General features: G+C 62.6%; 13 protein-coding genes. 10 read left to right on the forward strand and 3 right to left on the reverse strand.

Annotated features, from left to right (window positions below; genetic code table 11):
* Nucleotides 1–70: 70 nt before the first annotated feature.
* The 6 genes from OX459_RS22560 (at nt 71) to OX459_RS22585 (ending at nt 10,719) form a co-directional block, all read left to right on the forward strand.
* Nucleotides 71–2,737: a bifunctional acetate--CoA ligase family protein/GNAT family N-acetyltransferase gene (locus OX459_RS22560; RefSeq protein ID WP_251351805.1), complete on the forward strand. Its 2,667-nt coding sequence runs from the start codon at nt 71–73 to the stop codon at nt 2,735–2,737.
* A 116-nt stretch (nt 2,738–2,853) separates the two neighbouring features.
* Nucleotides 2,854–3,495, forward strand: coding sequence for a hypothetical protein (locus tag OX459_RS22565; protein ID WP_289906623.1), 642 nt, complete (start codon nt 2,854–2,856; stop codon nt 3,493–3,495).
* A gap of 181 nt (nt 3,496–3,676) precedes the next feature.
* Nucleotides 3,677–6,289: a DUF349 domain-containing protein gene (locus OX459_RS22570; RefSeq protein ID WP_289906624.1), complete on the forward strand. Its 2,613-nt coding sequence runs from the start codon at nt 3,677–3,679 to the stop codon at nt 6,287–6,289.
* The gene (gene moaE, locus OX459_RS22575; protein ID WP_289906625.1) at nt 6,286–6,759 is read left to right on the forward strand and encodes a molybdopterin synthase catalytic subunit MoaE; all 474 of its coding nucleotides are present in this window, start codon (nt 6,286–6,288) and stop codon (nt 6,757–6,759) included. The genes OX459_RS22570 and moaE overlap by 4 nt, the downstream gene beginning before the upstream one ends.
* 121 nt (nt 6,760–6,880) lie before the next feature.
* On the forward strand, nt 6,881–9,487 hold the full coding sequence (clpB, locus tag OX459_RS22580; RefSeq protein WP_251351801.1) for an ATP-dependent chaperone ClpB: 2,607 nt from the start codon (nt 6,881–6,883) through the stop codon (nt 9,485–9,487).
* A gap of 110 nt (nt 9,488–9,597) precedes the next feature.
* Nucleotides 9,598–10,719, forward strand: coding sequence for a polyamine ABC transporter substrate-binding protein (locus OX459_RS22585; protein ID WP_289906626.1), 1,122 nt, complete (start codon nt 9,598–9,600; stop codon nt 10,717–10,719).
* 83 nt (nt 10,720–10,802) lie between these two features.
* Here OX459_RS22585 and OX459_RS22590 read toward each other — a convergent pair whose 3' ends face one another.
* The 3 genes from OX459_RS22590 to ppk1 all read right to left on the reverse strand — a co-directional run bounded on the left by OX459_RS22590 (nt 10,803) and on the right by ppk1 (nt 13,818).
* A complete protein-coding gene (locus OX459_RS22590; protein WP_257218666.1) occupies nt 10,803–10,928 on the reverse strand; it encodes a hypothetical protein in 126 nt (41 codons plus the stop codon).
* A 312-nt stretch (nt 10,929–11,240) separates the two neighbouring features.
* Nucleotides 11,241–11,699: a phosphohistidine phosphatase SixA gene (gene sixA, locus OX459_RS22595; protein WP_070254143.1), complete on the reverse strand. Its 459-nt coding sequence runs from the start codon at nt 11,697–11,699 to the stop codon at nt 11,241–11,243.
* Between the two features lie 25 nt (nt 11,700–11,724).
* Nucleotides 11,725–13,818 carry a polyphosphate kinase 1 gene (ppk1, locus tag OX459_RS22600; protein ID WP_099664711.1) on the reverse strand — a complete coding sequence of 698 codons (2,094 nt, stop codon included), beginning with the start codon at nt 13,816–13,818 and terminating at the stop codon, nt 11,725–11,727.
* A gap of 271 nt (nt 13,819–14,089) precedes the next feature.
* On the opposite strand from ppk1, the gene pstS reads away from it, so the two are divergent.
* The 4 genes from pstS to pstB all read left to right on the forward strand — a co-directional run bounded on the left by pstS (nt 14,090) and on the right by pstB (nt 18,044).
* On the forward strand, nt 14,090–15,139 hold the full coding sequence (gene pstS / locus OX459_RS22605) for a phosphate ABC transporter substrate-binding protein PstS (protein ID WP_099664710.1): 1,050 nt from the start codon (nt 14,090–14,092) through the stop codon (nt 15,137–15,139).
* Nucleotides 15,140–15,367: 228 nt separating this feature from the next.
* A complete protein-coding gene (gene pstC / locus OX459_RS22610; RefSeq protein ID WP_099664709.1) occupies nt 15,368–16,339 on the forward strand; it encodes a phosphate ABC transporter permease subunit PstC in 972 nt (323 codons plus the stop codon).
* Complete coding sequence (gene pstA, locus OX459_RS22615; protein WP_077402151.1) at nt 16,336–17,223, forward strand: phosphate ABC transporter permease PstA; 888 nt, start codon at nt 16,336–16,338, stop codon at nt 17,221–17,223. Before pstC ends, pstA begins: the two co-directional genes overlap by 4 nt.
* A 26-nt stretch (nt 17,224–17,249) precedes the next feature.
* Entirely contained in the window at nt 17,250–18,044 is a 795-nt protein-coding gene (pstB, locus tag OX459_RS22620; protein WP_029496304.1) for a phosphate ABC transporter ATP-binding protein PstB, read from the forward strand.
* Nucleotides 18,045–18,060 lie beyond the last annotated feature (16 nt).

Raw genomic sequence — 18,060 nt, forward strand, 5'->3', positions numbered from 1 at the left:
GTCAAATTCTTTTGGCAACGCATCCCTTACACTGGCGCGTAGCCGCTCCGGCAATCCATGAGGCCAGAACATGAGTATCCGTAATCTCGACAAGCTGTTCAAGCCGGCCTCGGTGGCCCTGATCGGCGCCACGGCGCGCGAACGCAAGCTGGGCGCCATCGCCCTGTACAACCTGCTCGGTGGCGGCTACCAAGGAGACATCTGGCCCGTCAATCCCAAGTATGACGAGCTGATGGGCCTGAAATGCTACCGCAAGCTGGCGCAACTGCCGAAAGCGCCGGACCTGGCCATCATCTGCACGCCGCCCGCCACCATCACGGCCCTGATCCGCGAACTGGGTGCGCTGGGCACGCGTGCGGCCATCGTCATGACGTCCGGCCTCGACCCCGTGCGCGAGCAGTCGCTGCGCCTGGCCATGCTGAAGGCGGCCAAGCCGCACCTGCTGCGCATCCTTGGCCCCAACAGCATGGGGCTGCTGGTGCCGAAACTGGGCTTGAACGCCAGCTTCGCCCACGTGGGCGCGACGAGCGGCAAGATCGCCTTCGTTTCGCAATCGGGCGCGCTCGTGTCGGGCGTGCTCGACTGGGCCAACGCGCATGGCGTGGGCTTTTCCAAGTTCATTTCGCTGGGCGCCAGCTACGACATCGATTTCGGCGATCTGCTCGACTACCTGGCCGGCGACATCGACACGGCCGCCATCCTGCTGTACATGGAAGATATTCAGGCGGCGCGCAAATTCATGTCGGCGGCGCGGGCGGCCGCGCGCAGCAAGCCCGTCATCGTCCTGAAAGCGGGGCGCGAGGCGGAAGGCGCGGCCATGGCGGCCTGGCATACGGGCGCGCTGGCCGGTTCCGACGCCGTGTACGACGCGGCCATCCGCCGCGCCGGCATGCTGCGCGTGTATTCGGCCGAGGAATTGTTCGACGCCGTGGAAACCCTCACGCATATCCGCTCGCAGCGCGGCGAGCGCCTGGCGATCCTGTGCAACGGCGGCGGCCTGGGCGTGATGGCCACCGATGCGCTGGTGGGCAGCGGCGGCAAGCTGGCCGACCTGTCGCCGGACACCGTCATCGCGCTGGAAAAGGCGCTGCCACGGGGCTGGTCGCACGACAACCCCGTGGGCTTGCCCGGCGACGCGGCCGTGCAGCGCTATGCCGACGCCATCAAGCCGCTGCTCGACGAGCCGCAGGCGGACGCCTTGCTGCTGCTGCACGCGCCCACGGCTATGGTCTCGTCGATCGACATCGCCGAAGCCGTCACGCCGCTGATCAAGGCCACCTCGCGCACGGTGCTGTCGTGCCTGCTGGGCGGCACCACCGTGGCGCCCGCGCGCCAGGTCTTCAACCGGGCCGGCATTCCCACCTACGACACGCCGGAAAAGGCCGTGCATGGCTTCATGCAGATCGTGCAGTACCGGCGCAACCAGGAAACCCTGATGCAGGTGCCGGCGCAGCTGCCCATGTCGGCCACGCCGCGCCGCGCCAGGGTGCGCGAAATCGTCGCCGCCGCGCTGGCGGCCGGCCAGACGGTGCTGGGTGAATGCCGCTCGAAGGAAATCCTGGCCGCCTACGGCATTCCCGTCGCCACCACGCGCATGGCGGCCGACGTGGAAGAGGCGCTGGCCGTGGCGGCCGACATCGGCTATCCCGTCGCGTTGAAAATCCACTCGCCCGACATCGCCCACAAATCCGACGTGGGCGGCGTGGCGCTCGACCTGGACACGCCCGACATCCTGCGCACGGCCGCCGCCGCCATGCTCAAGCGCGTGCGCCGCATGCGTCCCGACGCGCTGATAGACGGTTTTACCGTGCAGCAGATGGCGCGCCGGCCGCAATCGCATGAACTGATCGTCGGCGTGACGACGGACGCCGCGTTTGGCCCCGTCATCCTCGTGGGGCAGGGCGGCATCGCCGTGGAAGTGACGGCCGATCACGCCATCGGCCTGCCGCCCCTGAACATGGTGCTGGCGCGCGACATGCTGGCGCGCACGCGCGTCTCGAAACTGCTGGCCGGCTACCGCAACCAGCCGCCGGCCGACATCGACGCCATCTGCTACACCCTGATCCAGGTGGCCGAACTGGTGGCCGACATCGGCGAGCTGGCCGAACTCGACATCAACCCCCTGGTGGCCGATGCGGATGGCGTGATCGCCCTCGACGCGCGCATCCGCCTGCAGCCGGGCCAGAAACGCGACCGCCTGGCCATCCGCCCGTATCCGCAGGAGCTGGAAGAGCAGGTGACGTGGATGGATCAATCCATCCTGCTGCGCCCCATCCGCCCCGAGGACGCGCCGCAGCACATGGACCTGTTCCACGCGCTGGACCCGGACGACGTGCGCCTGCGCTTCTTCACGTCCATGCGCGAGCTGCCCGTGTCGCAGCTGGCGCGCCTGACGCAGATCGATTACGACCGCGCCATGGCCTTCATTGCCACGCACACGGGCCCGGACGGCAAGCCGGAAACCCTGGGCGTGGTGCGCGCCGTGGCCGACCCGGACAATATCCACGCCGATTTCGCCATCGCCGTGCGCTCGGCCCTGAAAGGCAAGGGACTGGGACACATCCTGTTCGAGAAGCTGGTCGACTATTTCCGCAGCCGGGGCACGGAAGCGCTGGTGGGTGAGGCGATGGCGCGCAACAAGGGCATGCAGCGGCTGGTGAAAAGCTTTGGCGGCGAAGTCACGCCGTCGGAAGAGCCGGGCGTCGTCAACCTGCATATCGGCCTGCGCGCGCCGTAAAAGAAAGCGCGGCTGGCCAGCCGCGGGTTTGTGCAGGATCAAACCGGCCCCTGTCGGTAGTCTTTACACTTTCACTTCCAGGATGACATATCCAGCGCGTTTTCGGGAGTGAGTGCATGCTTACTGCAACATATATATTGGTTTCCCTGTCGGTGGAACAGGCCAGCATCCGCATGAGCTTGTTGGCTTTTCAGAAATACATGCAGGTGCAACTGCGCCAGCAAAGCAGGCTCAGTTTGGCGCAACTGCAGTACACGGGCGACTGGCTGAACCGGTTGTACCAGGGGAGCTATTGGCGCAAGGTGGAGATGTACCTGATTCCCGCCATCCGCCAGGCTGCCCCCCATGTGGACGGATTGCTGGACGAGTTGAACGGCTTGAACCACGCGGCGCTGGAAAGCATCAATGTCGTGCAGCAGCGCGCGGGTGCCGCCATCGACCATTCCGAATTACAGGCCGAGCAGCTATGCGCCGCCATCGACGCCTTTTGCGCGGCCTTGCTGCAGCGCCTGGAAAAGGAAGAGCGCGAACTGTTCGCGCTGGCGCGCAAGGTCATCGTCGGCGAAGCGTGGTTTGCCATCGCCTACCAGTTCCTCGCCCACGATGCGCGCGCTCAGGAAGCGCGCCGTGGCAAGGCGCAAGTGCTGCCCTTTGTTTTGCCAGCGCCCTTGCCTGCAGCCGGCGGCGCTGAAACGCTGGCGGATGGCGCCGCGCCCGCGCCGCCCGCGCCGCCACAGCCGCTGCGTGCGCAGGCTTGAACGGGTAGCGAGCGCACACCCCGCAGGCGGTGTCTGCCGGAGGCGTTTTCGCGAGGGCGGCTGGCACACCGTCATAGGGCAAAAATCCAGGGAAAAGATTCGGGAAAGATTCGGAAAAGATTCGCTTTATTCATTTGATAACTTGTTCAGTCCTGTCCGATGCAATACCCCGGGCTTTGTTATGATGGTGGTTTTGATCCACGCGAAACCCGTCATGTTCGAATTTCTCTTCAAGCGTTCTGCCAGCAAGACTGCCGTACCCGACCCTGTCGTGGCAGAACAGGCCGCCGCCTCGGCGCAGAGCGCATCGCGCCGCGCCGAACAGGTGGCGCGTGCCCATGCCGTGGCTGGCGACGAGGCTGCCGCCTTTGAATTCATCGTGTCCAGCGAATTTGCCGATGCCCGTCTGATCGCGGCCGAACACGTCCACGCTTTGCCCCTGCTGGAAAAAGTCCACCACGCCATGCGCAACACGGACCGCCGCGTGGCCAAGCTGATGCAGGGCCGTATCGACCTGATCCGTCATCAGGCTGCCGAGACGCAACGCGCCCAGGCCAGCATCGACACGGCCCAGCGCCTGTTGAACGATGAAAAGCTCAGCCCGAACCAGGTAGCCGAACTGGACCGCCAATGGCAAGTCATCAAGGCCACGCCGGAGCTGGCGACCGCCTTTGCCGCCGCGCGCGCCGCCCTGGCCGCCCGCCTGGAAGCGCAAGTGGTGCTGCAGCGCGCCGTGATCGACGCCGTCGCCGCTGCGCGCGCGTTGGCCAGCAATGGCCAGTCCGCCGGCGAGCTGGCGCAGGCGCTGGCTCACCTGGACGGGGAACATGCGCAGCATGCGCAATCGCCCGAGCGCGGCTCCTTGCCGAAACACCTCGAAAGCGACTTTGCCCAGGCACGCGAGCAGGCGCAGTCCGCCTTGCAGGCGCTGCAGCAGCACCAGGCCGTGTTCGACGCGCGCCAGGCCGCGCTGGCCGACTGGCAGGCGCAGGACGCCGCCACGCTCGACGTGGACACCCTGAAACGCGCGTGGCAAGCCCTGCCGCGCCTGCCAGAGTCGCCCTTGTCCGACAGCTTGCAGCAGCAATTTGCGGCCGTGCTGGCCAGCGCGCCGGTGCCCGTGCAGGCGGCAACGCCAGAGGCCGCACCAGCCCATGCCGACCCGGCGCTGCGCAAGCCGCGCGCGGAACACGCACCCGTGTCGAAAGAAGCGACGGAACAGTTCTTCAAGGTGCTTGACGCCATGGAGGCGGCCTTGCAGGATGGCTTGCTGCACGTGGCTTCCGAGCATGACAAGACCTTGCGCGATAGCAAGCACGGCCGTTTGACGCCCGCGCAAGCGGACCGCCTGGCCCATGTGCGGGGAGAATTCAAGCGCCTGGCCGACTGGGCGCGCTGGGGCGGCAATGTGTCGCGCGAGGAACTGGTCAAGGCGGGCGAGGAATTGCCGGCACAGGAACTCCCAATGGCCGAGCTGGCCAAGAAAGTGGGCAGCCTGCGCGAGCGCTGGAAGTCGCTCGATACCTTGTCCGGCCCGGCGCCGAAATCCCTGTGGGAACGTTTCGACGCCGCCTGCAGCCTCGCGTATGCGCCGGCGGCCCAGCATTTCAAGCAATTGGCCGAAGAGCGCCACGGCAACGCGGTCAAGGCCCAGGAACTGATCGCGGAAACGGCGGCCCTGGCGGCCGAAGAAAGTACCGACTGGAAACATGTCGCCTCCGCCTCGCAGCGCCTGCGCCAGGCCTGGACGCGCCTGGGCACCATCGACCGCAAGGAAAAGAAACGCCTGGATACGGAATTTGGCGCCGCGCTGGACGCCCTGTCGAAGCCGCTGGACACGCAGCGCCAGATCGAGACGGCGCGGCGCGAACAATTGATCGTCGAAGTGGGTCTGCTCAAGCCATCGGAGCGCAACACGGTCGACATGCTGAAAGCCCTGCAGGATAAATGGCAGGAACTGGCGAAAGCCCTGCCGCTGGAACGCCGCGCGGAACAGGCGCTGTGGCAGCGTTTCCGTGCCGCCTGCGACGATATCTTCGCCAAGCGCAAGGAAACGGCCCACGCGGCCGACCACGAGCGCCGCGAACACCTGCATGCGCGCGAAGCGCTGTGCGCCACGCTGGAAACGGCCGTCGTGCCCGAGGGCGACGACAAGTCTCGCACGGCCTTCATCCATCACTTGCTGCGCGACACGCGCGCCGCCTGGAACGCCACGGGCCCCGTGCCGCGCGCCAGCGAAGCGAAGATCGAGCAGCGCTACCACGCGGCCGTCGCCGGCGTGCAGGCGCAAGCGGACGCCATCGCCGAACGGGCCGGCGCGGCCCAGGCCAACGCCTTGCGCGACAAGCTGCGCCTGGTGCAATCGCTGGAAGCGTCGCTGGCCGAGGGCGGCGCCGATGCCGACGCGCCAGCGTGGAGCGAGCGCTGGAGCGCCTTGCCGCCGCTCGATACGCAATACGAACGCAGCCTGCTGCAGCGCTTTGCCGCTGCCCAGGCCGCGCTGGGCGAGGGCGCTTGCGCCTACGTGCAGCAATTGCAGGCCAACGAGGCCCGCTTGCTCGAAGAAGTCTTGCGCCTGGAAATCGTCGCCGGCGTCGACAGCGGCGCCGAATTTGCCCGCGACCGCCTGAAAATGCAGGTGGAAGTGCTGCAATCGTCGCTGAAATCGGGCCAGAAGCCGCTCACGCAAGTGTCGCAGCTGATGCAGCTGTGCGCGATTGCCGCCGCCACCGATGCGCGCACGGCCAGCCGCATCGAAACCCTGCTGCGCCGTATCGGAGGGCATGCCAAATGAGTACCAGCGTCCGCGTCCAGCAAGCTGATTTTGACTTGAGTCAAGAAATCGCACAATTGCGTGCAGGCAACCCCAAGGTGGGCGCCGTCGTCGGCTTCGTCGGCACGGTGCGCGACATGAACGAGGGGCTGGACGTGGCCGCCATGGAGCTCGAGCATTATCCGGGCATGACGGAAAAGTCCATCGAAGCCATCGTCGAGCAGGCGCGCGCGCGCTGGCCCCTGTCCGGCGCGCTGGTGATCCACCGCGTGGGGCCGCTGTTGCCGCAGGAGCAGATCGTGCTGGTGGCCGTCTCGTCCGCCCACCGGGGCGAGGCGTTCGCCGCCTGCGAGTTCATCATCGACTACCTGAAGACGGAAGCGCCGTTCTGGAAGAAGGAAGATACGCCGGAAGGGGCGCGCTGGGTCGATGCGCGCGACAGCGACGAGACGGCGCTGGACAAATGGGCGACAAAAGCAAGCACCATTTGAATCGTATCTGCCGCGCACGCTAGCATTTGCCCAAATGCAGCGGTTTTCTGCTTTGTGTATGCTTGAAAAGTACTGCCTCACCCCAATTTGGTTAACAACTAATTAACCGGGAGCGCTTTTCATGCGACAAGACAAACTCACTACCAAATTACAGGAAGCCCTGGCCGATGCGCAAAGCTTGGCCGTGGGCAACGACAATCCCTATATCGAACCAGTCCACCTGCTGACGGCCCTGTTGAACCAGGACGACGGCGGCGCCCGTTCGCTCTTGCAGCGGGCCGGCGTCAACGTGGGCGGCCTGTCCAAGGCCCTGGGCGCGTCCATCGAACGCTTGCCGAAGGTGTCGGGCACGGGCGGCGACGTGCAGGTCAGCCGCGAATTCGTGGCTCTCTTGAACCTGGCCGACAAGGAATCGCAGAAGGCGGGCGACCAGTTCGTGTCCAGCGAAATGGTTTTGCTGGCGATGACGGACGACAAATCCGACTGCGGCAAGCTGGCGCGCGAAAACGGCCTGACCCGCAAGGCGCTGGAAGCGGCCATCGAGGCTGTGCGCGGCGGCAACAAGGTCGATTCGCAAGAAGCCGAAGGCCAGCGCGAAGCCTTGAAAAAATACACGCTGGACCTGACGGAGCGGGCGCGCAAGGGCAAGCTCGACCCTGTGATCGGCCGCGACGATGAAATTCGCCGCACCATCCAGATCCTGCAGCGCCGCAGCAAGAACAACCCCGTGCTGATCGGCGAACCGGGCGTGGGCAAGACGGCCATCGTCGAAGGCCTGGCGCAGCGCATCGTCAACGGCGAAGTGCCGGAATCCCTGAAAGGCAAGCGCGTACTGTCGCTGGACATGGCCGCCTTGCTGGCTGGCGCGAAATTTCGCGGCGAATTCGAGGAGCGCCTGAAATCCGTGCTGAAGGAACTGGCCATGGATGAAGGGCAAACCATCGTCTTCATCGACGAAATGCACACCATGGTGGGCGCAGGCAAGGCCGAAGGCGCGATGGATGCCGGCAATATGCTGAAACCGGCGCTGGCGCGCGGCGAACTGCATTGCGTGGGCGCGACCACCCTGGACGAGTACCGCAAGTACATCGAGAAGGATGCCGCGCTGGAACGCCGCTTCCAGAAGGTGCTCGTCGACGAACCGACCGTGGAAGCGACGATCGCCATCCTGCGCGGCTTGCAGGATAAATATGCGCTGCACCACAAGGTGGAAATCACGGACGCGGCCATCATCGCCGCCGCCGAGCTGTCGCACCGCTACATCACGGACCGTTTCCTGCCCGACAAGGCGATCGATCTGATCGATGAAGCGGCGGCCAAGATCAAGATCGAGATCGATTCCAAGCCGGAAGTGATGGACAAGCTGGAGCGCCGTCTGATCCAGCTCAAGATCGAGCGCGAAGCCGTCAAGAAGGAAAAGGACGAGGCGTCATTGCGCCGCCTGGCCTTGATCGAGGAAGAAATCGTCAAGCTGCAGCGCGAATACAATGACTTCGAGGAAATCCTGAAGGCGGAAAAAGCCGTGGTGCAGGGCAGTACGCACATCAAGGAAGAGATCGAGCAAGTCAAGCTGCAGATGGAGCAGGCCACGCGCGAGAGCAACTGGCAGAAAGTGTCGGAATTGCAGTATGGCAAACTGCCGCAGCTGGAAGCCCAGCTCAAGCAGGCTGACAGCGGCATCCCGAAACTCGACCCTGACCAGCCGAAACTGCTGCGCACGGAAGTGGGCGCCGAGGAAATCGCCGAAGTGGTGTCGCGCGCGACGGGTATCCCCGTGTCGCGCATGATGCAGGGCGAACGCGACAAGCTGCTGCACATCGAAGAGAAGCTGCATGAGCGCGTCGTGGGCCAGGATGAAGCGATCACGGCCGTGGCTGACGCCATCCGCCGCTCGCGCGCCGGCCTCTCCGACCCGAACCGTCCATATGGTTCCTTCATGTTCCTGGGACCGACGGGTGTCGGCAAGACCGAGCTGAGCAAGGCGCTGGCGACTTTCCTGTTCGATACGGAAGAATCGATGATCCGCATCGACATGAGCGAGTTCATGGAGAAGCATTCCGTGGCCCGTCTGATCGGCGCGCCACCGGGCTACGTGGGCTACGACGAGGGCGGCTACCTGACGGAAGCCGTGCGCCGCAAGCCGTACAGCGTGATCTTGCTCGACGAAGTGGAAAAGGCGCATGCCGACGTCTTCAACGTGCTGCTGCAAGTGCTCGACGATGGACGCATGACGGATGGCCAGGGCCGCACGGTGGACTTCAAGAATACCGTCATCATCATGACCTCGAACCTGGGTTCGCATAAAATCCAGGCCATGGAAAGCGATGATCCCGGTGTCGTGAAGCTGGCCGTGATGGCCGAGGTGCGTTCGCACTTCCGTCCCGAGTTCGTCAACCGTATCGACGAAATCGTCGTGTTCCACGGCCTCGACGAGAAAAACATCGGCGCGATCGCGAAGATCCAGCTGAAGATCCTCGAAGAACGCCTTGCGCGCATGGACATGGCGCTGAGCTTGACGGACGCGGCCTTGCAGCAAATCGCCGAAGCGGGTTACGACCCGGTGTATGGCGCCCGTCCGCTGAAGCGGGCGATCCAGCAGCAGATCGAAAATCCGCTGTCGAAGCTGATTCTGGAAGGCAAGTTCGGCCCGAAAGACGAAATCCGCATCGACGCCCAGAACGGCAACCTCGTGTTTACGGGGGCGCAAGTGGGGCTGGACAAGGTGTAAGCTGCCGCGGCAATACCGCGCGATAGGGAAGGGCGCGATCAGGGTAGACCTGATCGCGCCCTTCTTGCTATCATCGGCACTATTTTCTGACTAATTCCGGAGGCGGTACGATGGCAAACACATGGCAAGCAGGGCGGCGCATTGGAGTGGGACTGACCTTGGCGGCGGCCGTACTGGCCTTGCCTGGCCAAGCTCAGGCTCAGGAAGAAAAGGTTCTGAACATCTATAATTGGTCGGACTATATCGGTGACGATACGATCAAGAATTTTGAGAAGGAAACGGGCATCAAGGTACGCTACGACGTTTTCGACAATAACGAAATCCTCAATGCGAAACTGGTGGCGGGCAAGTCCGGCTACGACATCGTCGTGCCCACGGCCCAGTGGGCGCGCCTGCAGATCGATGCGGGCCTGTTGCGCAAGCTCGACAAGAGCAAGCTGACGAATTTGGGCAACCTGGACCAGAACCTGCAGGCCAAGCTGTCGAAGATCGACCCGAACAACGATTACCTGGTCGACTGGCTGTGGGGCTACACGACGGTGGGCATCAACGTCAACAAGGTCAAGGCCGCGCTGGGCGGCATGCCCATGCCTGACAACGCCTGGGACTTGATCTTCGACCCGAAATACGCGGCGAAGCTGAAATCGTGCGGCGTGTCCTTCCTCGACTCGCCGTCGGAAGTGCTGCCGGCCGCCCTGCAATACCTGGGCAAGCCCGCGTACTCGAAAGCGGCTGCCGATTACCAGGAAGCGGGCAAGGTGCTGCAGGCGATCCGTCCTTACGTGACCCTGTTCAGCTCATCCGGCTACATCAACGACATGGCCAACGGTTCCGTCTGTGTCGCGCTGGGCTGGTCGGGCGACATCAATATCGCGCGCCAGCGCGCCATCGATGCGAAAAACGGCAATGTGATCCAGGTGCTGGTGCCGAAGACGGCCGCCCTGATGTTCGATACCATGGCCATCCCCGCCGACGCGCCCCATCCGACCAACGCGCACCTGTTCATCAACTACATTTTGCGCCCGCAAGTGCATGCCAGCCTGAGCAACAAGGTGTTCTACGCGAATCCGAATCCGGCCAGCATCAAATATGTGCGCAAGGACATCGGTGAAAACAAGGCCATCTTCCTGTCGGACGCCGACAAGCAGCGCATGGCCGCGCCGGAAGCGACCACGGCCGACATCCGCCGCTTGATGACGCGTATCTATACGAAGTTCAAGACGGGAGTGTAAGGCGGGAGTGTAAAAACAAGGATGGCGCGAGGGACGGGCCTGTAGGCTGTCGCTGGCGCCATGCGATATTGCCGAGGCGAACACTACTCGTGGTAGCGATCCATCAGCTTGTGGTGACTGCCGCGCATTTCTTCGATCAGTTCAAAGGCGACGAAGCCGATGATGGCGGCGAAGATGGCGATGAAGAGAAAAACGACGAAGGTTAACATGGTCTTTCAGCCGCCGTTGGACGGCTGTCCGCTGGGTTGCTCAATGTGCCAGAGCAGCGCTCCAACACGTAGTTGATGCAATTAAACTCTAGCAGATCGGCAGCGCTTTACAAGGCTGCCGAGTTGTAATTCCTGCTAGTATTTGTCCCAGCGCACTTTTTGCGCATTTTCTCTATTTCACCACCCTTATTTCACCACCAGGTCATGCGCCATCACGGCCTTCAGATATACACTGATGGGGGCGCCTGGTGCGCGCTGCGAGAACCCGTCCATCCTTGCGCTGGCCTTGCGCAGTTCCCTGCTCGAGCACCTTTATTTCACCACCAGATCGTGCGCCATCACGGCTTTCAGATAAACACTGATCGGGTCGCCTGGTTCGCGCTGCGAGAACCACCACGCGCTGGCCTTGCGCAGTTCCCATTCCTGCTCTTCTCCCGTCAATAGCAGGGCGGCGGCCTGGCCCAGGGTGGGCTGGTGGCCGACGATGAGCACAGTTTCCTTGCCGCCGGGCCAGTTGGCCGCTTTCAGGATATCCTCCGCCTCGGCGCCGGGCGCCAGTTCCGGCATCAGCTTGAACTTGCGCCCCAGCGCTTCCGCCGTTTGCAGGGTGCGCAGGGCGGGGCTGACGAGGATACGGCAATTTTCCGGTAGTTGCGAGGCCAGCCATTCGCCCATGCGGCGCGCCTGTTTCTGGCCTTTGACGGTCAGGGCGCGTTCGAGGTCGGGGACGCCCGGCTCGGCTTCTGCGTGTCGCCACAAGATGAGATCCATGCTGTGCTCCTCTGTGTAGAATTGCCTATTCGCCGACCTCCGCGCCCGGCGTGCCCAGTGAGTGCATCAAATACTGCTGGGCACTGAACGGCGTTTGCTTGCCGCGCGGCTTGCGGCGCGCGTAATGGCCCGTCGGCTCCAGTTCCCATGCATTGGTATTATCCTTCAAATACGGATTCAGGCCCTCGGCGATCACGCGCCGCTTCAGCGCCCGGTCCAGCACGGGGAAGGCCACTTCCACCCTGCGGAACAGGTTGCGGCTCATCCAGTCGGCGCTGGCCAGGTAGACATCGTGCGCCAGGTCGTTGCGGAAGTAGTAAATACGGCTGTGTTCGAGGAAACGGCCGATCACGGAGCGCACCTTGATGTTTTCCGACAGGCCAGGCACGCCCGGCTTCAGGGTGCAGGCGCCACGCACGATCAGGTCGATCTTCACGCCATCGGTCGAGGCCGCATACAGGGCGCGGATCACGGATTCATCCACCAGCGCGTTGACTTTCACGATGATGCGCCCGCGCCGGCCCGAACGGGCGATCTTCGCCTCGTTGCGGATGGCCTTGATGATCTCGCTTTGCAGGCCGAACGGGGCCAGCCACAAATGGTTCAGGTTGTGCGGCTTGGTCAGGCTGGTCAGGTGGATGAAGACTTCGTTCACTTCCACAGCCAGGTCCTGGTTGGCCGTCAGCAAGCCGAAGTCCGTGTACAGCTTGGTTGTCGTGGGATGGTAGTTGCCGGTACCCAAGTGGGCGTAGAAGCGCAAGGAGCCTTCTTCGCGGCGGATGACGAGCGCCACCTTGGCATGGGTTTTCAGTCCCACGACGCCGTACACGACTTGCGCGCCGGCTTGCTCGAGCTTGTCGGCCCAGTTGATATTGGCTTCTTCGTCGAAACGCGCCATCAATTCCACGATGACGGTCACTTCCTTGCCCATCTTCGCCGCCGTAATGAGCGACTCCATCAGGTCCGAGTTCATGCCCGTGCGGTAAATCGTCTGCTTGATGGCGACGACGGATGGATCGTAGGCGGCGCTGCGGATGAAGTCGATGACCGTCTGGAACGACTGGTAGGGGTGGTGCAGCAGGATGTCGTGCTTGGTCAGGGCGGCAAAGATGTCGTTGCCGATGGCTTTATGCGCGAGGCCGGGGAAGAACGGCGGGAAGCGCAGCTCGGGCTGCTTGACGTGGTCGATCATTTCCGACAGGCGCACCAGATTCACGGGGCCGTTGACGCGGTACAAACGGCTTTGATCCAGATTAAACTGGTCGAGCAGGAACTGCGACAATTCTGGCGGGCAATTGCGCGCCACTTCCAGCCGCACGGAGGTGCCGAACTGGCGACCGACCAGCTCGCCTTTCAGGGCTTGGCGCAGATTCTTGACTTCATCCTCGTCGACCCACAGGTCGCTGTCGCGCGTGACCCGGAATTGCGAATAGGCAATCACTTCGCGTCCGGCGAACAAGTCCGAGATATGCGCATGGATGACGGAGGACAATAAACAGAAGGACACGCCATCGCCGGAAATCTCGTCCGGCAGCTTGATGACGCGTGGCAAGACACGGGGCGCCTTGACGATGGCGATCGCCGTGCCGCGGCCGAACGCATCCTTGCCGCTCAGCGAGACGATGAAATTGAGACTCTTGTTGACGACCTGCGGGAACGGGTGGGCCGGGTCGAGGCCGATCGGCGTCAGCAGGGGGCGCACTTCGCGGTCGAAATATTCCTTGACCCACGCGCGCTGCGCCTCGTTGCGGTCGCTGTCGCGCAGCAGATGCACGCCCGCTTCGCGCAGGGCCGGCAAGACGTCGTTATTTAATATCTCGTACTGGCGTTCCACCAGCGCATGGCATTCCTTGCCTATGCGCTCCAGGTTGGCCGCCAGGGCAGGGTGGCCGGCCAGCGAACCGCCGATGCTGCCGGCCGCCAGCAGGCTGGCCACGCGCACCTCGAAGAACTCATCCATATTACTGCTGACGATGCACAGGTAGCGCAGGCGCTCGAGCAGCGGAATGTTCGGGTCTTCCGCCTGGGCCATCACGCGCCGGTTGAAAGTCAGTTGCGACAGCTCGCGGTCAAGCAGGATGCCCGATTTGGTCACTTCCGTGTGCAGTTCAGGTTTCATATTCTTTTGTCTTTGCAGATAGTTAATTCTAGCCGTATTTCATCATGTATGACGCGCTGTGAGTGTAATCATGAAATATGACGTAAGCGTGACATAAGCTGTCATAAAGCGTCGCCCGGCCTGTCATTTTTCATGCCGAAAAGGGGTATTCTCGGGGCGTAGCCAATTATTTCAGGATTTTTTACCCATGTCATAAAGCTGTCATATTCGCTTGCTAGACTGCGCAGCATTCAACCGGGACTTTGAGCCCTAACAACCCTGAGGACTTGATATGCAAATGAAGCAAATGTTCAAATTTATCGTCGTGGGTGCTTCGGCAGCGATGGCATTTTCTTCCGCTTCCGTCATGGCGGCAGATATGACAGGTGCTGGCGCAACCTTCCCGTACCCTATCTACGCCAAATGGGCTGAGACGTACAAAGCCAACACGGGCAACGGCCTGAACTACCAGTCCGTCGGTTCCGGCGCCGGCATCAAGCAAATCAAGGCCAAGACTGTTGAATTCGGCGCCTCGGACATGCCTTTGAAGGCAGAAGAGCTGGAAGAAGCGGGCCTGATGCAGTTCCCGGCCATCATGGGCGGCGTGGTCACCATCGTCAACCTGGACGGTGTAACCCCAGGCCAGCTGAAAATGACGGGTAAAGTCGTTGGCGACATCTACCTGGGCAAGATCACCAAGTGGAGCGCGCCGGAAATCGCCGCACTGAACACGGGCGTCAAGCTGCCGGACACGGAAATTACCGTGGTACACCGCGCCGACGGTTCGGGCACGTCTTTCCTGTTCACCGACTTCCTGTCGAAAACCAACCCGGAATTCAAATCGAAAATCGGTGCTGGCTCGGCTGTGAAATGGGCCGTGGGCGTGGGCGGCAAGGGTAACGAAGGCGTCGCCGCCAACGTGCAGCGTATCAAGGGTTCGATCGGCTACGTCGAGTGGGCTTACGCCAAGAAAAACAAGATGTCGCACACCCAGCTGCAAAACAAGGATGGCAACTACCTGCAACCTGACGACGAAAACTTCAAGGCAGCAGCCGCTTCCGCACCTTGGACGCAAACCCCAGGCTTCGGCGTGGTTCTGACCGACCAAGCTGGCAAGAACAGCTGGCCGATCACCGGCGTGTCGTTCATCCTGATGCACAAAGTCCAGGCTGATGCAGCCAAGGCCAAGGAAGTCCTGAAATTCTTCGACTGGGCCTACAAAAACGGCGGCCCAGCTGCCGTTGAACTGGACTACGTGCCAATGCCAGCATCGGTCGTGAAACTGGTGCAAGAGTCGTGGAAAGCCAACCTGAAAGACGCATCGGGCAAGTCGATCTACTAATCCGATAGTCTGCATGGCTAACTAAGTACCCATCCTTGCCCCCGCCAGCAGCACGGCGGCGGGGCAGGGAGTTAGCCAGGACCGCCCGCAAGCCCTTGCAGACGGTCCTGGCTAAAAAAGCAAGATAAAACAAGAGTTCAAAATAGCGACACCGGCAGTACCACCCACATCTGGCACAATATGAGCGCACAATCTACCTCCTCCACGATCCCCCTGCCAGGCGGCACCATGACCGATTCCATCAGTCACGCGCAAATGCTTTCTACCATGCGCAAGCAGCGCATCCAGGATTTTCTGTTCCACAAGGTGACGATGCTGTTCGCCCTGTCGGTGCTGATCGTCCTGGTCGGCATCATCATTTCGCTGATCATGGAATCGATACCGGCCTTCCAGACCTTCGGCCTGCATTTCATCGTGTCCGCGGAATGGGACCCCGTCAATGACCAGTACGGTGCCCTGATTCCCATCATCGGCACCCTGGTGACGTCCGTCATCGCCTTGCTGATCGCCTTTCCCGTCAGCTTCGGCATCGCCCTGTTCCTCACGGAAATTTGCCCGGCCTGGCTGCGCCGCCCGCTGGGCACGGCTGTCGAGCTGCTGGCCGGCGTGCCATCGATCATCTACGGCATCTGGGGCCTGTTCGTCTTCGCGCCCCTGTTCGCCGACCACGTCCAGCCTTTGCTGAAAGCCACCCTGGGCAACGTCCCCGTCATCGGCCAGCTGTTCAGCGGCCCCATGATGGGCATCGGCTTGCTGACGGCCGGCCTGGTGCTGGCCATCATGATCATCCCCTTCATCGCTTCCGTGATGCGCGACGTGTTCGAGATCGTGCCTGCCGTGCTGAAGGAATCCGCATACGGCCTGGGCTGCACGCGCTGGGAAGTGGTGCGCAAGATTGTCTTGCCATACACCAAGACCGGTGTCGTCGGCGGCGTCATGCTGGGCCTGGGCCGCGCGCTGGGCGAGACCATGGCCGTGACCTTCGTCATCGGCAACGCGAACAAGCTGTCGTGGTCGCTGTTTGCCGCCGGTAACAGCATCACCTCGCTGCTGGCGAACGAATTCGGCGAAGCGCAATCGGCGCTGCACGTGTCCTCGCTGTTCTCGCTGGCCCTGATCCTGTTTGTCATCACCTTTATCGTCTTATCCGCCGCCAAGCTGATGCTGGCTGGCATGTCCCGCAAGGAAGGCACGAAATGAGCCAAGTAAGCACTCTCGACGTTCCGGCCAAGCCGGCCATGAACCCCGTCTACCGCAAGCGCCTGCTGATGCACCGCGTCGGCATCGCCCTGTCGGTGGCCGCCATGGCCCTGGGCTTGGCCGTGCTCGTGTGGATCCTGTTCACCCTGGTGATCAAGGGTTTCGGCGCCTTGTCTGTCGACCTGTTCACGCAAACGACGCCGGCTCCCGGCAGCGAAGGCGGCGGTCTGATCAATGCCATCGTCGGCAGCGCCCTGATGGTGGGCCTGGCAACCGTCGTCAGCACCCCGATCGGCATCCTGGCCGGCATCTACCTGGCCGAATACGGCGAAGAGAACAAGCTGGCGCAAGTGACGCGCTTCGTGACGGACATCATGCTGTCGGCGCCATCGATCGTCATCGGCCTGTTCGTGTATGCGCTGTACGTGGCGCACGTGAAACACTTCTCCGGCTACGCGGGCGCCATCGCCCTGTCGCTGATCGCCGTGCCGGTGGTGGTGCGCACGACGGACAATATGCTGCGTCTGGTGCCGAACAGCCTGCTGGAAGCCGCGTTTGCCCTGGGCGCGCCGCGCTGGAAGGTCGCCACCCTGGTGCGCTTGCGCGCCGTCAAGGCGGGCGTCATCACCGGCGTACTGCTGGCATTGGCCCGCATCGCCGGCGAAACGGCGCCGCTGCTGTTCACGGCCCTGAATAACCAGTTCCAAAGCTTCAACATGAATGCGCCGATGGCCAACTTGCCGTCCGTCATCGCATCGTTTGCGATGAGCCCGTACGACAACTGGCGCTCGCTGGCCTGGGGCGGCGCACTGCTGATCACCTTCAGCGTGCTGGCCCTGAATATCCTGTCGCGCACCGTGTTCAGCCAAAAAGTCCCTAATTAAACAGATACCGAGCGAAGCGAACCCATATGAATACGCAAATGAATCCAGCACAAGACCTGGCACCAAAGAAAAAAACCATCGAAATTTCGGGCCTGAACTTTTTTTACGGCAAAACGCAAAGCTTGCATAACGTCAACCTGGACATCCACGAAAAGAAGGTTACCGCTTTCATCGGCCCGTCCGGTTGCGGTAAATCAACCCTGCTGCGCACGCTGAACCGCATGTACGACCTGTATCCGGGCCAGCGCGCGGAAGGCTCGATCCTGTACCGCGGCCGCAACGTGCTCGACGCCGACCAGGACGTCAACATGCTGCGCGCCAAGGTCGGCATGGTGTTCCAGAAGCCGACGCCGTTCCCCATGTCCGTGTACGACAATATCGCCTTCGGCGTGCGCCTGTATGAAGACCTGTCGAAGGGCGAGATGGACGAGCGCGTCGAGTGGGCCCTGAAAAAGGCCGCGCTGTGGGGCGAAGTCAAGGATAAGCTGAGCAAGAGCGGCCTGTCGCTGTCGGGCGGCCAGCAGCAGCGCTTGTGCATCGCGCGCGGCGTGGCCGTCAAGCCGGACGTCTTGCTGCTCGACGAGCCGACCTCGGCGCTGGACCCGATCTCGACCTCGAAAGTGGAAGAGCTGATCAGCGAATTGAAACAGGATTACACGATCGCCATCGTGACGCACAATATGCAGCAGGCGGCGCGCTGCTCCGACTACACGGCCTATATGTACCTGGGCGAGCTGGTGGAATTCGGCGAAACGGACCAGATCTTCATGAATCCGGCCCGCAAGGAAACGCAGGATTACATCACGGGCCGCTTCGGCTGATCCGCCCCGAGCATAC

It is taken from the genome of Janthinobacterium sp. SUN026, assembly GCF_030397625.1.
GTDB classification, from domain to species: domain Bacteria; phylum Pseudomonadota; class Gammaproteobacteria; order Burkholderiales; family Burkholderiaceae_D; genus Janthinobacterium; species Janthinobacterium kumbetense.